The 16,361-nt window shown below is 60.8% G+C and carries 9 protein-coding genes and 1 pseudogene; 2 read left to right on the top strand and 8 right to left on the bottom strand.

What is annotated here, in order from left to right; all coding sequences use genetic code 11:
• Nucleotides 1-9: 9 nt before the first annotated feature.
• The 4 genes from AC1DXO_RS19305 to AC1DXO_RS19320 form a co-directional block, all read right to left on the bottom strand.
• Nucleotides 10-2,634 carry a beta-mannosidase gene (locus tag AC1DXO_RS19305; protein WP_476979814.1) on the bottom strand — a complete coding sequence of 875 codons (2,625 nt, stop codon included), beginning with the start codon at nucleotides 2,632-2,634 and terminating at the stop codon, nucleotides 10-12.
• Between the two features lie 30 nt (nucleotides 2,635-2,664).
• On the bottom strand, nucleotides 2,665-4,989 hold the full coding sequence (locus AC1DXO_RS19310) for a family 20 glycosylhydrolase (RefSeq protein ID WP_476979815.1): 2,325 nt from the start codon (nucleotides 4,987-4,989) through the stop codon (nucleotides 2,665-2,667).
• A gap of 144 nt (nucleotides 4,990-5,133) precedes the next feature.
• Nucleotides 5,134-6,762 carry an alpha-L-fucosidase gene (locus AC1DXO_RS19315; RefSeq protein ID WP_476979816.1) on the bottom strand — a complete coding sequence of 543 codons (1,629 nt, stop codon included), beginning with the start codon at nucleotides 6,760-6,762 and terminating at the stop codon, nucleotides 5,134-5,136.
• Between the two features lie 393 nt (nucleotides 6,763-7,155).
• Nucleotides 7,156-9,948: a TonB-dependent receptor gene (locus tag AC1DXO_RS19320; protein WP_476979817.1), complete on the bottom strand. Its 2,793-nt coding sequence runs from the start codon at nucleotides 9,946-9,948 to the stop codon at nucleotides 7,156-7,158.
• Nucleotides 9,949-10,499: 551 nt separating this feature from the next.
• On the opposite strand from AC1DXO_RS19320, the pseudogene AC1DXO_RS19325 reads away from it, so the two are divergent.
• Nucleotides 10,500-10,697 (top strand): annotated as a pseudogene (locus AC1DXO_RS19325) (hypothetical protein); the annotation flags it as partial.
• A 33-nt stretch (nucleotides 10,698-10,730) separates the two neighbouring features.
• Nucleotides 10,731-12,107 (top strand): tetratricopeptide repeat-containing sulfotransferase family protein, encoded by a 1,377-nt coding sequence (locus AC1DXO_RS19330; RefSeq protein WP_476979895.1) that lies wholly within the window; start codon nucleotides 10,731-10,733, stop codon nucleotides 12,105-12,107.
• A gap of 26 nt (nucleotides 12,108-12,133) precedes the next feature.
• On the opposite strand, the gene AC1DXO_RS19335 is transcribed toward AC1DXO_RS19330, so the two are convergent.
• From AC1DXO_RS19335 to AC1DXO_RS19350, 4 genes are all read right to left on the bottom strand, one after another.
• On the bottom strand, nucleotides 12,134-12,583 hold the full coding sequence (locus AC1DXO_RS19335) for an NUDIX domain-containing protein (RefSeq protein ID WP_476979818.1): 450 nt from the start codon (nucleotides 12,581-12,583) through the stop codon (nucleotides 12,134-12,136).
• 182 nt (nucleotides 12,584-12,765) lie between these two features.
• Nucleotides 12,766-13,773, bottom strand: a complete 1,008-nt coding sequence (locus AC1DXO_RS19340; protein ID WP_476979819.1) for a phospholipase C/P1 nuclease family protein — start codon at nucleotides 13,771-13,773, stop codon at nucleotides 12,766-12,768.
• Nucleotides 13,774-13,858: 85 nt separating this feature from the next.
• A complete protein-coding gene (locus AC1DXO_RS19345) occupies nucleotides 13,859-14,188 on the bottom strand; it encodes a 2Fe-2S iron-sulfur cluster-binding protein (protein WP_476979820.1) in 330 nt (109 codons plus the stop codon).
• 91 nt (nucleotides 14,189-14,279) lie between these two features.
• A complete protein-coding gene (locus AC1DXO_RS19350) occupies nucleotides 14,280-16,331 on the bottom strand; it encodes a M13 family metallopeptidase (protein ID WP_476979821.1) in 2,052 nt (683 codons plus the stop codon).
• Nucleotides 16,332-16,361: the final 30 nt, after the last annotated feature.

Below are 16,361 nucleotides of genomic sequence, written 5' to 3' on the forward strand. Positions count from 1 at the left end.
TTTTGGGCATCATTTCACCTCCGGTCCCGCCGAACCGTAATAGGAGCGCACCTTGAGGGCCTTTTTCAGGGCGGTAAGCGGGACATCGGTCGTCACATGGACCGTGACGGTCTCGCCGCCGGTCATGTCGAAGCTGTTGTCCGACAGGTCCGCCTTGAGGTCGCCGATGTCGAGCCACACCCCGCGCGCCGCCGAATGTGCCGTGACGGCAATGTCAAAGCCGTCCTGGGCCGGCTGGATCGCGGTCGTCAGTCCGGGATCGCGCCAGCCGATCGCCTTGGTCGCAGCCGTATAGCCGAACACCCGGGCGACAACCCGATCGCCGTCCAGGACTTCAAAGACGGCCTGGGTGGAGGCAGCGTCACCGCCGGCCAGGAGGTCGGCATCGCTGAAGGCGCCGACCAATGGACTGGACAGGGGGGCGACTGTCACGGCGCCGGTCTTTTCGTTCAGGATCTTGCCGGACAGGTCGAGCGTGCTCAACCGCCACGTCAGGGGCTTTTCCGTCGTCAGGTCCGACAGGATGCGGGCCTCGGTCACGCCGTCCTTGCGCAGGAGACTGACCGACAGGGGCGCGTAGAAGCGTTTGGCGCGGAATTGCAGCGCCTTCCAGCGTCCGAAATAGTCGACGCTGGCCCACGACGCGCCCGGCCAGACATCGTTGAGCTGCCAGTACAGCGACCCCATGGTCCGCGGCCGCGACGCGCGGTGGTGCGAAGCTGCCAGCTCTATGCCGTCGGCCTGCATCAGTTGGCTGAGATAGACGAAGTCTTCGAAAGTCTTCGGTTCGCCGTAGTTGTTGCGGATGTAGAGCAGCAGGCGTTTGTTGCCGTTGCCCTTGTCATACTTTTGATGGGCGCGCATGACCGGCGTTTCCGGCTGCATGTCCTGCGGCCCGGCAAAGTTCCGGATCGTCGCCATGACGGGGAAGGATTGCAGGCCGTATTCGCTCATGAAGCGCGGCGTCACATTGAGATATTCCTCAACCGGCTTGCCACCCCAGACCTTCCAGTAGTGGCGGTCGCCGTCGTTGTCCTGATCGGCCGGGCCGTCATAGTCGGTGGAGGGCGACGACGCCCAGTACGGCGTGCCCGGCGCGTTCTGGTCGACAGCGCCGCGCAGCACCTGGTCGAACATGCGCACCATACCGATGAGGATGTGGTCTCGCTCTTCCGGCGATACGCCGGTCTTCACCGCATCGGTGCCACCGCCCCAGTTTTCCCAGTCGGTCTGCACCTCGTTATTGCCGGCCCACACGACGATCGAGGGATGGTTGCGCAGCCGTTTCACCTGCTCGACAGCTTCGACACGGGTGTTTTCGCGGAAGTCGCGATCATAGGGGATGATGGCGCCGCCGAACATGAAGTCCTGCCAGATCATCAGTCCCAGTTCGTCGGCACGGTCATAGACGTGATCGTCCTGATAGATGCCGCCGCCCCAGATGCGCAGCATGTTCATATTGGCGTCGACCGCCGACTGCAGCATGCGATCCTGCTGGGCAGCGGTCACGCGCGTGGGGACGATATCGAAGGGAATCAGGTTGGCGCCCTTGGCGAAAACCGGCACGCCGTTGATCACCAGTTCGAAGCTCCGGCCCCACTGATCCTTTTCGCGGCGGATCTGGGTGGTGCGCAGGCCGATACGGCGGGTCCACGCGCCGACGGTGTCGCCGTCCTGGATGACGGTCGCCCTGACGGTATAGAGGTTGGGAGCACCGTAGCCGACGGGCCACCAGCGCTGCGGATTGGCCACCTGGACCGGTACGGAAACCGGGTTCAGCCCGGCGAACAGATTGACGTCCTGCGATATTGTCCGGGCCGTTCCGTCCGGCGCCGTGATGTCGAGACGGATATGTACGGTCTGGACCTTGTCCGACGGGATGTCGAGGATGGCGTTGAGGGCCGCCACCTGATCATCGAGATGGATCTGCTGGAGGTGGAAGTCGGCCAGCCGCACATCATCCCAGGCTTCGAGCCTGACGGGTTTCCAGATGCCGAGCGTGACGACGCGGGGCCCCCAGTCCCAGCCATACTGGTAACCGGCCTTGCGGACATAGGTCGACGAATTGCGGCCAGGGGGTTCGTCGCCGAACATCGAATCGTAGGCACCTGGCATGACGTAGGGCATGGCGGCGATCCGCGGATTCATGGTCTTCAGCGGCGACGCCAGGTCGACCGTTACGGTGTTGCGGCCGGGTTTCAGAATGGCTTTCACCGGCACGCGCCATGAGCGGAACATGTTGTCGCTCGACAGGATTTGCGTGCCGTTCACCGACACATGGGCAAAGGTGTCGAGCCCGTCGAACACCAGCTCGATGTGGTCGCGGCGCAGCGTGCCCTCGGAAACGAAGATTTCGGACTGGTATTGCCAATCGGACAGCCCCACCCACTGCACCTTCGCTTCATTGTCGGCCAGGTAGGGGTCGGGCAGCTTTTTCAGCGCGAGCAGATCGCTCTGAGCCGTGCCCGGAACCGTCGCCTTCAGCCACCCCTCCGCCTCCGGATGGGCGGCCAGCGCCGGATCGCCAGGCGCCAGGCGGAAAGTCCAGCCGTCGTTCAGGGTAAGAACTTCCGGCGCGGCCGCCAGGGTGGCGCCGGCGGACAAACAGAAGGCTGACAGAGATAAGAGACCCATGGAGATAGTTTTGAACATCGGCTTTCCCGGTCAGTTGCGCTTCAGTTTGACGGAATCGATGGCGTAGTAGGGACCGTCGAGTGGGGCGGTGAAGATCAGGCACAGGGCGTGATTTCCGGTAAGGGCAGGCAGCCTGGCCTCGAGCGTGGCGGTGTTCGGACTGACCGCCGGGTTCGGCAGCGGGATGCGCGCCGCTTCCGGTCCGGTGCAACTGTCGCGATAGATGACCAGTTCGCCGAAATGGGTCTGGCGCGCGTGCGTCCTGACCTTGTAGGCTTCGTTGGCCAAGCCGTAGTTCCGCGCCAGCCGGGCGTAATCGACGGCAATGGTGCCGACGCCGTCCAGCCGCACCTCCGGATAGATCCAGCAACTGTTGAAGATGTCGATGTTATAAACGGGTGATTTTGCCGGGGAATCGGCCGTTAGCGGCGTACGCAGACCAAGCGCTCCGTCTCCGCAAGCCTGCAGTTCCTGGCTCACCCGTGTCAGAAGCGCATCCGTCGTGAAATCGTAGGGGCCGGTGGCGGCCAGCCGCAGGCCATCGCGCGTAAATGCCGCCGCCCTCACCGCCTGCCCCAATGTCAGGGCGAACGGCCCGGTGTAGGCGGGCGACGATGCTGTCGGTTCCGAACCATCCAGCGTATAGCGGATAATGCCAAACTTGACCTGATTGCCCAACGCCATCTGGGCCCTGCCCGTCGCCAGCGCGCCGTTGCGGCCGTCCGCCAGGGTGAAATCGACGGCAAAAGCCGCATCGGACGCGCCTATGCCCTGACGGCGGTACCGGGCCATCTGGACGGACAACCTGACCAGGAAACCATTCCAGTTGCGCGACGCCTTCGGCGACCACAGGGTCTCGGACAGGGCGTCGGTCCTCGGGAACGCCGCGTGTTGCACGTACCAGCCCGACATCAGGTATTCACTCCACAGGTTGGCCTGGGCGCCCAGGACGTGTTTGCCCTGGTCAGGGCTCAGTTCGGGCGGCGTCGCCTCAAAGCCGTAAACATCTTGCAGCGGAACAACCCAGCCCCGGGCCGCGGGTTCAGTATTGCGCCGGCTTTGCTGGTTGTCGAAATAGAGGGGATTGGTCGGCGACAGGACGACGTCATGGCCCGCCTGGGCCGCGAGGACGGCGCCCTTGGTGCCACGCCACGACATGATGGCGGCGGTCTCGGGGATCCCCCCTTCGAGAATCTCATCCCAGCCGATCAGCCGCCGGCCCTTGCTGTTGAGATAGGCGCCCAGCTGATCGATGAACCAGGTCTGCAACTGGTGCTCGTCCTTGAGGCCCAGGGCCTTGATCTGGCCCTGGATGGCCGGTGAAGCCTCCCACTGGTTCTTGACCGCCTCGTCGCCGCCGACATGGATGTAGGTCGACGGGAACAACTCCATGATTTCGTCGAGGACGTTGCGGATGAAGGTCAGGCTCTCCTCATCTGTATTGAACAGGTAGGGGTTCACACCCCAGTCGGCCGAGACCCCGGGCTGATCGCCGCCGTTGCGCAGATCGCGGATGCCGATTTCCGGATACGAGGCGACCGCCGCCTGGGCATGGCCCGGCATGTCGATTTCCGGGACGATCGTGATGTGACGCGCAACGGCATAGGCGACGAGTTCGCGGATGTCGTCCTGAGTATAGTAGCCGCCATAAGGTTCAACCGGGCTGCCGGGACCGCCATTGGACGGCGGGGAACGCCAGGCGCCGATTCCGGTCAGGTTGGGATAGCGCTTGATTTCGACCCGCCAGCCCTGATCGTCGCTGAGGTGGAGATGCAGGCTGTTGAGCTTGTGCTGCGCCATCTGGTCGATCATGATCTTGACATCGGCCACCGGCAGGAAATGCCGCGCCGGATCGATCATCAGCCCCCGCCACGCATACCGTGGATAGTCCCGGATCGACAGGCCGGCCAGGGTCACCTCGGCGCCGAACCGGTCGTCCGGGCTGAGAAGCTGGCCAAGGGTCACGGCGCCATAGAACAGGCCGGCCTCGGTTCGGGCACGGACGACCACGCCCTTCCCCGACACGTCGAGGCTGTAACCCTCCGCGGCCTCGACCGGCGCAGCGGGATCCAGGTCGAGGGTGATACCGCCCGCGCGGCAGGCCCCGGCAGCCAGGTCGAGGCCGCGCAGACTTTTGACCAACCCCTTCAGATAATCCGCAGTGCCCTGCGAAGATGGCGAGGTCACGCAGATGACGGTGGCGTCGCCGACTTGAACGTGACCGGGCTTTTGCGCCATTTCCGCCGGCTGCGGGATCAGGCCGGTGGGCGCCGCAAGCGCGGGAACACCTGCGCACAGGACCGCGATTGCGCCAAAAGTGGTTATCAGGCTTCCGGCGGTTCGCAGCGTCTTCATGGTCTTAACTCCCTTAGACTGGGGTGCGCCGGCGGTCTGGCGCGCTTGAATGACGGTCGAGACCGTCGTTTCCAGAGCACTTCCCGATAAGGTGGACGCCATCGCATGGGCGGCCCCGTTTCGGATTGGAAGTGCGAAAGTGCTCTAGTGACTCTCTATTCGCCACACATAGGCCAGTTGCTCCGGAGCACCGGCCGGCAAGCTCACGGTCAGGCCCGCTTCGAACTGACGGAACCCAACCGGCGCATGACTGCCCAGCAGCGATACCTTTTTCACCGGATAGTCGCTTCGCACGGAGGTAATGGTCACTTCCCCCGCCGGCCGCGCCATTTCGATAGCGTGAAGGACGCCGTCTTTCACCGTGAAGCGGAAGTCCTGAGCCGTATAGGGCTGCGCCTTGCTCTCGGCAAAGGTGCCCGAAGCGGTCTCCGTCGGACCTTCGCCGAAAATCACCCATGGCCGCGAGCCATAAATGGCGTCACCATTGACGTTCAGCCATTCGCCCATCCGCAGCAGGGTATCGCGCGCTCCGTCCGGAATGCGGCCACTGGCATGTGGGCCGACATTGAGCAGCAGGTTGCCGTTTTTCGACACGACATCGGCGAGAAGATGGATAAGCTGGGCAGGTGATTTGTAGCTGTCGTTCTCGATATAGCCCCATGACTTGTCACTGATCGAGGTGCAGGTCTGCCAGACATCCCTGCGAATGCCGGGCGCCTGGCCACGCTCGATATCCAGCACGCCGGCGCCGTCGGCAAATTCGCCGAGTTTGTAATTTACGATGGCGCTGCTGCCTTCGCGCAGGCCCTTATTGTAATACCAGGCCAGGAATTTGGGCAGGGTGTTGCGGAACGAGGGCTGGCCAATCCACCAGTCGAAATAGACCAGGTCCGGACTATAGCGCTCGACCAGTTCGGCCTGCCGGGCGAGCCAGTCGTCGAGCCATGCTTGCGAAACGTAGGTATAGTCGCCAAACAGATCGGCATCGCCGCCCGCGCCCAGGATTCGACTTTGTGCGGGACCGTAGAGGCCGGCGTTGGCGGGGTCTGATACATCCGATGGAAACTTGCGTCCCTCATCGAAGAACCAGTTGTTTTCGGCTCGGTGGGAGGACAGGGCAAAATGAAGGCCTTCCGCCCTTGCCGCCCTGGAGATTTCGCCGAGCACGTCGCGTTTTGGTCCCATTTTGACGGCGGTATAGTCGGACAGGCGACAGTCATACATCGAAAAGCCGTCATGGTGTTCGGCCACCGGCACGACATAGCGCGCCCCTGCTGCACGGAACAATTTCACCCAGTTGGCTGCGTCGAATGCTTCGGCCTTGAACATGGGAATGAAGTTTTTATAGCCGAACCGGGTCTGCGGACCGTAGGTTGCGACATGATGGTCGAAGGCCGGATGGCCCTGAATGTACATATTTCGCGAATACCATTCGCCGCCAAAGGCCGGGATGGAATAGAGACCCCAGTGCACAAAGATCCCGAACTTGGCGTCGGCATACCATTGTGGCGTCGAAAACCCCCGTAACGAGCCCCAGTCGGCATGGAACGGACCACTTTTCGCGCCCTTCTCAACCTCGCTCAACCAATGCTGACGGACCCCGGCGTATGTCTGCGTCGCCTTCTGCCAGGCCGCATCGCGTTGTTCTGGTGTCGTATTGTCGATCGAAGCCGCTGATGCCGGCCTGGCCAGGGCACCTGCCAGCGCCGAAGATGCAATACATCCCCGCAATATGGCGCGACGATTGAGGCGGGCTGTATTTTGGTGGGCCATGGCATGCGTCTCCCTTGTTTAGCGGCGCCAGCTCCCTCTTAGGCCAGCTCCTCTTAGGAACGAACGAGATTCTCACGAAAAATTCAGCGCAGCCAGATCGCACACTAAGCGAGCAAATGGTCTGCGCTGAATCAAGGTTGAGGGGGAAGATGAAATATACGTCACTACTCTAGTTTAAGTCCGCACCAGGACGATAGTGCTTTTGGAACCATTGCCCTGACACGGTTGACACTGAACACGCCGCTTTTCCTTCTTTTGCACACACAAAGGAAACTCATGGGCGCATTGGGTTGCAACAGGGAGTATTGCGAAACCGGATCGCCTTCGAGAGAAGGAAAGAGCGTGTCCATGAGATTGGCGCCCCGTGCGATGGGCTGCACGGGGCGCCAAATACTATTGAAGACGATAGGTCACGCCGAAGGTGAGACGCGTACCGTACTTGCTCCACGCCAGGGGCAGACCGCCCGTGGTATAGGGATGTTGCATGTTGTCGATGATATTCTGCGCAGACAGGTTCAGCGACAGCTTATCGTTCACGTTGTAGGACGCGGAAGCATCCAGTTGGCCCCAGCCGTCGACATATTGCGGGGCGGTGGATTCACTGCCGATCGCCGTGGTGTATTTGGAGCGGGCCGTATAGGAGATACGCGCCTGGATCGGGCCCTTTTCATAATAGGGCGAGATCGTGTAACTCCACTTCGACAGGTACGGCATGGGCAGCTTGCCGGCCGTGGTGTTGTACTGGTCGGTGAAGGACCCGTACTCTTCACCGAGCCAGGTCACGTTGGCCTGGATGCCGAAGCCGTAGGCAATATCGCCCTGGTAGCCGACAGAGATGCCCGGAATCTTGGCATGGCTGCCGTTGAACGGCGCATTGATCAGCATGTTCTCGACACGGTTACACAGGCGGCCGACTTCGGTACGGGTCAGGCAGTAGCCTAACGCATTTTCCGGGAGGGTCACGTCGATAAAGGTGTTCTTGCGGACAATGTAGGATTCCACATCCTTGTAGGTCAGGTCGACGTTGAACAGGCTGTTCGGCGCGAAATACCATTCGTAGGACGCACTGTAGTTCCAGGCCCGGTAAGGCAGAAGGTCGGGGTTGCCGCCGCTGCCGCAGAAGTGGTTCGGGGCGTTGCCGCAGAAGCGGTCCAGGCTATATTCGACCTGGCCCGACATGTCGGCAAAGGTCGGACGCGACATGACCTTGCCGGCGGAGAAGCGGACCATCATGTCGTCGGTCAGGTCGTAGGCGGCGTTGAACGACGGCAGGAAGTCGTCATAGCTGCGGTCGATCGAGATCATCTCTTCCTGCCACGGATAGTAGTCCATGGTCGAACGGTAGGTCTGCGCATTCTCGGTCTTCGCGTAGCGGACACCGACGTCGCCATGCCAGCGGCCCGAGCGGAAATTGGCCTGGAGATAGATGCCGTTCGTCGTTTCGGTCGTGTCCCAGAGATTGCCGGCATCGCGGTAGTCGCCGTTGGCGTTGCCGGGGGATTTATTCGCCACCGAATAGTCGATCACGGCTTGCTGCGTCATGGCGACAAACGACGTCAGGTCTCCCGACGAGCCGAGACCGTCGACCAGGCCCGGATCGCTGATATAGGTGTCGAAATCCGCCATTGACCCCGTTTGCAGGAAGGTCGTGTTGAAGAAGTGCGGCTTGTTGTTGCTGATGTGCTTCTGATACTTGAAGCCAAAGAGAATCTCCGTGACGGGACCCCATGACAGTTCGCGCTTGGCGTCGAATTTCGCGTAGTCATATTGGTCGAGCGACTCGGCCGTCTTCACAAAACCCGCCTGATTGCCCTGCCGGCGCGTCTTGAACAGGGCTGGATCGGTGGCCGAAGTCGCCAGGTCGAGGCTGGCGCCGTCGGGCGTCATCGACCACGTCGCCGACGTGTTGCCGTAGAAGCTCAGAAAGTACTCCGGTTGAACGCCGCCGATGGCTTTCGAGGTGCCGATATTGGCGTTGAAGTCCCAGTCGCCGGGCGTCCAGCGCGATTCCAGGTTGATGGTGTTGGTGGTCAGGTGCGAGCGCTTGTAATACTCGTCCATGCGCACCGCCACGGCGCCCGTACCGCCCGTCACCCCGCTGGAATTGGTGGTGACCGAGGTCATCTTGGTCGGGCTGATGACCGTATTGCCATTTTTGGCATCCCAGGCCTCGCCCTCGTTCCAGCTGACACTGAGATCGGTCTGGAAGGTCTGCGAATAGCTGGAATAGTCGCTTTGAATCGTGCTGCCCGTCAGGTTGAATTCCAGGTCCTCGGTCGGACGGAACTGGAAGGCGAGCAATCCGGTCTGGCGCTCGCGGTTCTGCATTGACGATTGCAGCCACAGATACTGCGGAACCAGCATACCCGGCGCCAGGGCCGGTCCGCTGGACACGGTAGGCAGCGAAGCCGGCGTGGTGAAGGCTGTTTTTGCCGTATTGCATCCGCCCCAGCGCGACGCGTTACAGACGTCCTGATAAGCCGTGGAGACCGAACCACTCCCCAGGACCGCCTTGTTGTAGGCATATTGGGCGATAAGGCCAAATCGGCCGCTGTCGTCCTTGGTGCTGTAGAAGATGGAGTAACGCGGATCACTTTCCTTGTTACGCTGGTTCTGGTTGTAGTTGAAGTTCAGCGACAGGGTGTTAACCGGCAGCGATAACGGCCGGCGCGTATTGACGATTATGGTACCGCCGATACCGCCTTCATCCAGGCGCGCTTCGGTGGTCTTGTAGACCTGGACGTCGCCGATCAGTTCCGGAGCGAGATTGCTCAGGTTGAAGCTCCGTCCGGTATCCTTGTTATTGGCGCCGGTATTGGCCGACGCTATCGGATTGCCGTTCAGAGTGACATTGATCAGGCGGGAATTGATCCCGTTGATGGCAATGTGTTCGCCTTCACCGCCGCCGGAGCGGTCGACCGTGATACCCGGCAGGCGGGACAGCGACTCCGCAACATTGACGTCCGGGAATTTGCTGACGTCTTCCGCGGTGATGACGTCGATATGGGCCGACGACTTGCGCTTAACGCTCAGGGATTTTTGAAGGCTCTTACGAACGCCGATGATGACGACCTCTTGTGCGGCATCGGCCCCACTCGACGGCGCAGTATCCTGTGCATACACGCTGCCGGAGATCATGACCCCCGCCAGCGCCGTCGTTACTAATATATATGTTTTTGTTTTCATTACCGTTCTCCAAGGGTCCGTTGGCAAGACCGCCTCCAGGCGTTTCAAACTTTAACTGCTCTTTTGGATTGACAATACCTTTGCAATACCAAAATGTCCCCGGCGTATAGCCACTGGTGAAACAATTCTTACATATAAAATAGGAAATCCGTCAAATCCTAGTTTATGATGCAGGGTGCAAACAAGAGACCAATGTCTACCGTTGTCATGACCATTGCACCACAAGCGTAAAATCGCAATAGCATTATGCTTTCAAGACTTTACGCCCCGGCGCTCATTGGAACCCCGCGTTACAAGCCCTTGCGCGGGGTTGACATAACGTTTAAATTTCGCCGCAGCATGTTGTTTTTCCGTCACATAACCGCCATGATATTGGACGATTTAAACCACATCAGCCCTGACGGTTCAGCATCGACCACGCACCCTTTGTCCGAATCGCTTCAGCAGCCTTAAAGGTCATGACACATTCACGTGATGGTTTGACATTGGCCTTTTTCCGAGAAATTGGTATTGTTTGCCGTTTTACACACGCAGTTTAGCTTAGCCGGGTCATGACTTCATTCGAACAGGTTTTAAGACGCGCTCACGAAGCTATGAGGCGTGGGGATATATCCTCAGCGTTTACCGCGGCGAAAGCAGCGACAGAGGTAAGTCCTCACTCGACAGAGGCATGGTGGGTACTGGGCACGGCCGCCACTGCCCTGGATGACACGGCAGCAGGCGAACAAGCTTTCGCGGAAGCCGCCCGCTGCGCCCCGCCGGGCTCCAGGCTCCAGGGGCAGATGCTCGCATCGCGCGGCAAGCCCCTGATGAGCGAAGGGCGGATGGCTGAGGCCGTACAGAGTGCGCGTGAGGCCGTCGCGACCGGCCTCACCGACATTTCCAGCCTTATCAAGGTCGGATACACCCTTATGCATGCGGGGCTTGCCCAGGAAGCCCTTGGTCCAATTACGCAGGCGACCCGGCTGGATCCAAAATATGCCGAGGGATGGTACACCCTGGGCAGCACCCTTCGCGCCCTTGGCGACCTTAATGGTGCGGAAGCCGCTTTTCATAAAGCGATCGACCTGTCGCCCTCACCGCCGGTGGCAGCCCTTTTTAACTTGGCTAATCTTCGGCGCTGGAGTGCCGATGACAACCATATTGCTACACTGGAAGGTCTGTCATGCCGAACGAGTCTCGAAGCCTGTCGTGTGGCCTATACGCTCTTCAAGGAGTATAACGACAGCGGCCGAACCGAAGCGGCATGGGACTGCCTTCAGGTTGGCGCCGACCTGGCCAGAAAGATCGAGGCATGGACATCGTCTGAAGAGGCGCAGATCGTTGCCGCGTGGAAAGCGCATTTCCCACGAGAACGTTTTACGACACCCGACGAACGCCCAAGACCAGGCCCAAGGCGCATCTTCATCGTCGGTCTGCCGCGGTCGGGCACCACCCTGATCGAGCGTATCCTGGCGGCCCACAGTCAGGTCCAGGCTCTTGGCGAAATGAAGACCTTTGGAATTGTCACGCATAAACTCAGCCAGGTCGACAACCGGCGCAGCCTGGCGCCCGACATTATCGCGGCTGCATCCAGGCTCGATCCGCTCGACATCGCCCACGCCTATTCCCGGGAATCGGCATTCCTGAATGACGGCTCGCCTTACGCGATCGACAAACTCCCTGCCAACCACGACTATGTCGGACTCATTCGCCTGGCCTTTCCGGACGCGATCATCATCGCTTTGGATCGCAATCCGATGGATTCACTTTTTGGCGCCTATAAGGTGTTGTTCACGGGCGCCTACGGCTGGTCGTACGCCCAGGAAGACCTGGCGGAGCACTACAGCCATTTCCGTGACTTGATGGCTTATTGGAAACAGGTTCTCGGCGACAGCCTGATTGAAGTTTCATTGGAAGCGGTGATCCGCGATCCCGACACCGAAATACGCAGGCTGCTGGAGGCCTGCGGATTGCCCTTCGAAGATGGGTGTCTAAAGCCCCACGAAGCGAAGGGCTCCGTGACCACAGCCAGCGCAGTACAGGTTCGAAAACCCATTAATTCCGAAGGTGTGGGTGTCTGGCGCCGGTACGAAGCTCAGCTCGCCCCTTTGCGTGAACGTTTGCGCAGCCTTGGCTTCGAGGTCCCGACGCAGGCGGTGGCCCATCCGGCTACATAGCTTACCTCCTCCGGAGACCCGTCGCGTCACCGCATCGCTCTCAGCCACAGCACCATGGCCCAGGCATAGCCTTCGTTCTTCAGCCGCTTGATGACTTCCATCGGTGCCAGCCAGACCAGTTCGTGATCGGCTTCGGTCTTGCTGCCGGGCCGTTCGCGGACCAGCTCGACCTCAAAAAAGCGGCAGCGGTTATTATAGGGCGTGCCGTCGTCATGGATGAAATAATGGTCGATATCCGTGACGGAATAGCCGATCTTGACCTCCAGGCCGGTTTCTTCCAGGAACTCGCGCCGCAGCGCCTGTTCCGCCGTCTCGCCGGGATCGAGCGCCCCGCCGGGCAGGTCATAGGTGAACTTGGTGTAGCCGATCTGGGCGCAGGCGATCCGCCCCTCGTGGAGCAAGATACCGTAGGCGCCCTCGCGCGGTTTATAGACCAGGCCTTCTTCGCGTTTGCCGAATTGTTTGATGTGAGGCACCAGCACCGTCCGAAAATGATTTTGAGCAAGCGCTTCCCGGGCAAGCACGGCCGCTTTTGCTCTTAAACTTCAGCACCGGCCGTAAATCGTGAGATTTGAGTCGCATAGCAGGAGGCTAGCGACGCAGGTATACTTCATACCTGCAAGCGAAGCCGACGCACTAGGCGGCCAAAGACCGCGATTTACCCGCCGTGGAGAGTTTTGTAGGGGTCTACGACCGTTCCTGCGACGAAATCGTCATAGGTCGAGCCCGGATAGCCCATCTTCATCGTCTTGGAATCGCGCCACGCATCCAACACAACATCGCGCAGGTCCGTCGCGCCCTGGGCCAGTTGCTTGACCATGAACGCCTTGCCGCGCGGATCGCCTTCGGCAAAGCCGCCGTCTTTCTGCAACTGATACATCGGCACAACCTGCGACCAACTACGCTGCATGCGCACGGCGAAGCACTTGTCCGGCGTGTCGGTGCAGGCTTCGTACGGTGTCATGCCGGCGCGCACTTCGGCGGCGCTGACATTGGCGGTGACGTAGTCATTCTCCAGCGGCACGTGGATCTTGTCGTTGGTGAAACCGTTCGGGTTGGGATAATCACCCCAGCCGTTATAGTGGACGCTCATATGCAGGGGCTGGGTCGTGTCGCCAACATAGTGGGCCAGTATGCCGATATCGCGCTTGATCAGTTCTTCGCGCCGGCGGAGGTCGGCCTTGTACCACGCCTTCTTGGCGCCGTTCTTTTCCCGCGGCATCAGGTAGTTCACGGTGCGCCAATAGGCGAAATCCTTGACCACCTGTTGATAGCCGTCGACCAGGCTGTAGGGCAGGTAGCCGGACTTCCACACACCAATACCCTTGGCGGCCAGGGCCACTTCGAAATCGGAGCGCGTTGGGGGCAGTTCGCTTAAGGCCTGGCCACCCAGGGTCTTGCCGTCGTCATCCAGGTCGATGAAGTGGGCCGCATTGCGTTCGGAATCGTGAACCTTGCCGGAGTCGCGCCAGCGGTCGGGTTCGTTGGCATATTCGCCGATATCGGCGATGGCGGCAGGGGTTTTCAGAAACGCGGGCACATAGGCCGGCAGGGCGCGAATGCCTTCCTCGCCGATAAAGCGGTGTCCGGTCGAGCCCCACGCCCAGGCCGCGGTGGCGATCGCCGTCCCGGCCACAACCGTCATCATCAGAGTTTTCAGCTTCATCGCATTTCACCTTTAGACGCCGTCAAGCCTTACACGTTAATCCAAACCGTATCCGGCGCAACGGTTCTTCGCAACGCACACTATTTTAATCCGTTTCCGGCGCCAGGGTCACTTCCAGCCCGTTGAAATCCTCACGCATGATGATCTGGCACGACAGGCGCGACGTCCGCTTGACCATAAAGGCCTCGTCGAGCTTTTCGTCTTCCTCGTCAGTCTTGGGCACCAGCTTATCTTTCCACGCGTCTGCGACATAAACATGACATGTGGCGCATTCCAGCGCGCCGCCGCACTCAGCCTTGATCGGCAGGCCGTTGTCGCGAATGATTTCCATCACCCGCCAGCCTTCCAGCGCCGGCAGGGTGTGGACCACGCCTTCGCGGTCGGTACAGAGGATATGCAGTTCGTCGTCGGACATGATCAGGCTCATCCAGGTTTCGGCCTTGCCTTTAAAGCCCCTCGCCTGTCATGCCAACAAAAAAGCGGGCCTTGCGGCCCGCTTTCCGTGATCACCAGACCTGGACGCGATCCTTGGGCGCCAGATACAGCTTGTCGCCCGGCTTGATGTCGAAGGCCGCATACCAGGCGTCGAGGTTACGCACCGTATCGCCGCGATATTCATCCGGCGCGTGGCCATCGGTCAGGATTTGCTGGCGCAGCGACGCCTCGCGGTCCTTCTGGCGCCAGCTCTGGGCGAACGACAGGAAGAAACGCTGGTCACCCGTCATGCCGTTTTTCACCACGTCGGGCTTACTGCCCAGTGACAGCTTGTAGGCATCGTAGGCCGAGGCCAGGCCAGCGACATCGGCGATGTTTTCGCTCAGCACCTGGGTACCGTTGAGGCACAGGTCGGGGAACGGGCAATAGCCGTCATACTGTTTGGCCAGGGCCGCGCCCGCGCCCTGGAAATGCGCCAGGTCCTCAGGCGTCCACCAGTTCAGCAACCTGCCTTCCGCATCGAACTGGGCACCCTGGTCGTCGAAACTGTGGCTGATCTCGTGGCCGATGGTCGCCCCGATCGACCCGTAATTATAGGCCGCATCGGCTTCGGGATCGAAATACGGCGCCTGAAGGATGGCGGCCGGGAAGTTCAGCGCATTGACCATAGGCAGGTTGACGGCATTGACCGTCTGGGGCGTCATCACCCACTGGCCGCGATTGGGCGCCTTGCCCAGCTTGGCCAGGTTGAGCTTGTAATTGTACAGTTCGGCGCGGCGCTGATTGCCGACCGCGTCACCGCGCACCACCTCCTGGCCGGAATAGTCGATCCACGCATCGGGATAGCCGACACCAACCTTCAAGGTCGCCAGCTTGGCCAGCGCCTTTTCCTTGGTGGCCGGCGACATCCAGCTTATGTGCTCGATCCGCGTATGATAGGCGGCGATCTCTGCGTCGACCAGGGCCTGGATCTTGGCCTTGGCTTCCGGCGGGAAGTAGCGTTCGACATAGAGCTGGCCGACCGCCTCACCCAGTCCGCCATTGGTGGCGCTGATGGCGCGCTTCCACCGGTCGCGCATCTGCGGCGTGCCCTGCAGCGTCCTGGCATAGAAGTCGAACACCTCGGCATAATAGGCCTTGGGCAGGACGGCGGCGTAATGCTCGATGACCCGAAAGGTCAGGTAGTCCTTCCACGTATCGAGCGGCTGGCTGGCGGTCAGGGCCGAAATACCGACAATGGCCGTCGGGTGCCACAGGATGAAGTCCTGCTGCGCGCCCAGGCTGGCCGCGCCGAAATAGGCGTCCCAGTCGAGGCCCGGCGCCTTGGTGGCGAAATCGGCGCGCTTCCATGGGTTATTGGCCTTGTTGACGTCGATCGAGTCGACACGCGAGGCGTGGGTCTTGGCGATCTCGGTTTCCAGCGCCATGATCTTCGCCGCCTTGGCGTCGGCGTCGGTAATGCCGGCCAGGGTCAGCATGGCGGCGACATGCGCCTGGTACTTGGTGCGGAACTCGGCCATCTTGGGCGACGGGTCGAGATAGTAGTCGCGGTCGGGCATGCCCAGCCCACCCTGCATCAGATAGGGCACGACGTGTTGCGGATCTTCGAAGGCCTGCTGCGCCCACATGCCGAAGATATTGTCGGTATAGAAGTCGGTGGCGTTCAGCGAGTCGACGTCGGCGCGCAGGTTGCCGCCCAGATAGGCCGACAAGGATGTGCGGTCGTGGATGGCGGCGATGGCGGCGAAATCGCCCTGCAACGGCGTCAGGCCCTTGGCCTCGATGCCCGCCTCATCCATGAAGCTGGCATAATAGTCGCCGACCTTCTGCGCCATGGTGCCCGGGGCGGGGTTGGATGCCGCGGCTTCCTGGATCAGACCCTTGACCTGTTCGCTGGTCTTTTCGATCAGCACCGTGCCCGGGCTGAAGCTGGAGCGGTCGGGCGCAATGACGGCGTTTTTCAGCCAGGTGCCATTGGCATATTTGTAGAAATCGTCGCCCGGCTTGACCGTCTTGTCTATGCCGGTCAGGTCGACATCGTGCGTCGCCGTTTGCGCCAAGGCGGTTGTTGACAGAAAGGCGGTGAAAATAACGGCCAGAGCCGTCGTTTGGCGAAGGGACATATGTCTGCCTCATGAAAGGAGCGCCCTACC

The sequence above is a fragment of the Asticcacaulis sp. P2_C5 genome (assembly GCF_056404555.1).

What these genes read in the sequence shown, in the direction of transcription:
- AC1DXO_RS19305 (WP_476979814.1), bottom strand. Translation starts at nt 2,634, where the DNA reads ATGGGTCTCTTATCTCTGTCAGCCTTCTGTTTGTCCGCCGGCGCCACC.
- AC1DXO_RS19310 (WP_476979815.1), bottom strand. Translation starts at nt 4,989, where the DNA reads ATGAAGACGCTGCGAACCGCCGGAAGCCTGATAACCACTTTTGGCGCA.
- AC1DXO_RS19315 (WP_476979816.1), bottom strand. Translation starts at nt 6,762, where the DNA reads ATGGCCCACCAAAATACAGCCCGCCTCAATCGTCGCGCCATATTGCGG.
- AC1DXO_RS19320 (WP_476979817.1), bottom strand. Translation starts at nt 9,948, where the DNA reads ATGAAAACAAAAACATATATATTAGTAACGACGGCGCTGGCGGGGGTC.
- AC1DXO_RS19330 (WP_476979895.1), top strand. Translation starts at nt 10,731, where the DNA reads ATGCTCGCATCGCGCGGCAAGCCCCTGATGAGCGAAGGGCGGATGGCT.
- AC1DXO_RS19340 (WP_476979819.1), bottom strand. Translation starts at nt 13,773, where the DNA reads ATGAAGCTGAAAACTCTGATGATGACGGTTGTGGCCGGGACGGCGATC.
- AC1DXO_RS19345 (WP_476979820.1), bottom strand. Translation starts at nt 14,188, where the DNA reads ATGTCCGACGACGAACTGCATATCCTCTGTACCGACCGCGAAGGCGTG.
- AC1DXO_RS19350 (WP_476979821.1), bottom strand. Translation starts at nt 16,331, where the DNA reads ATGTCCCTTCGCCAAACGACGGCTCTGGCCGTTATTTTCACCGCCTTT.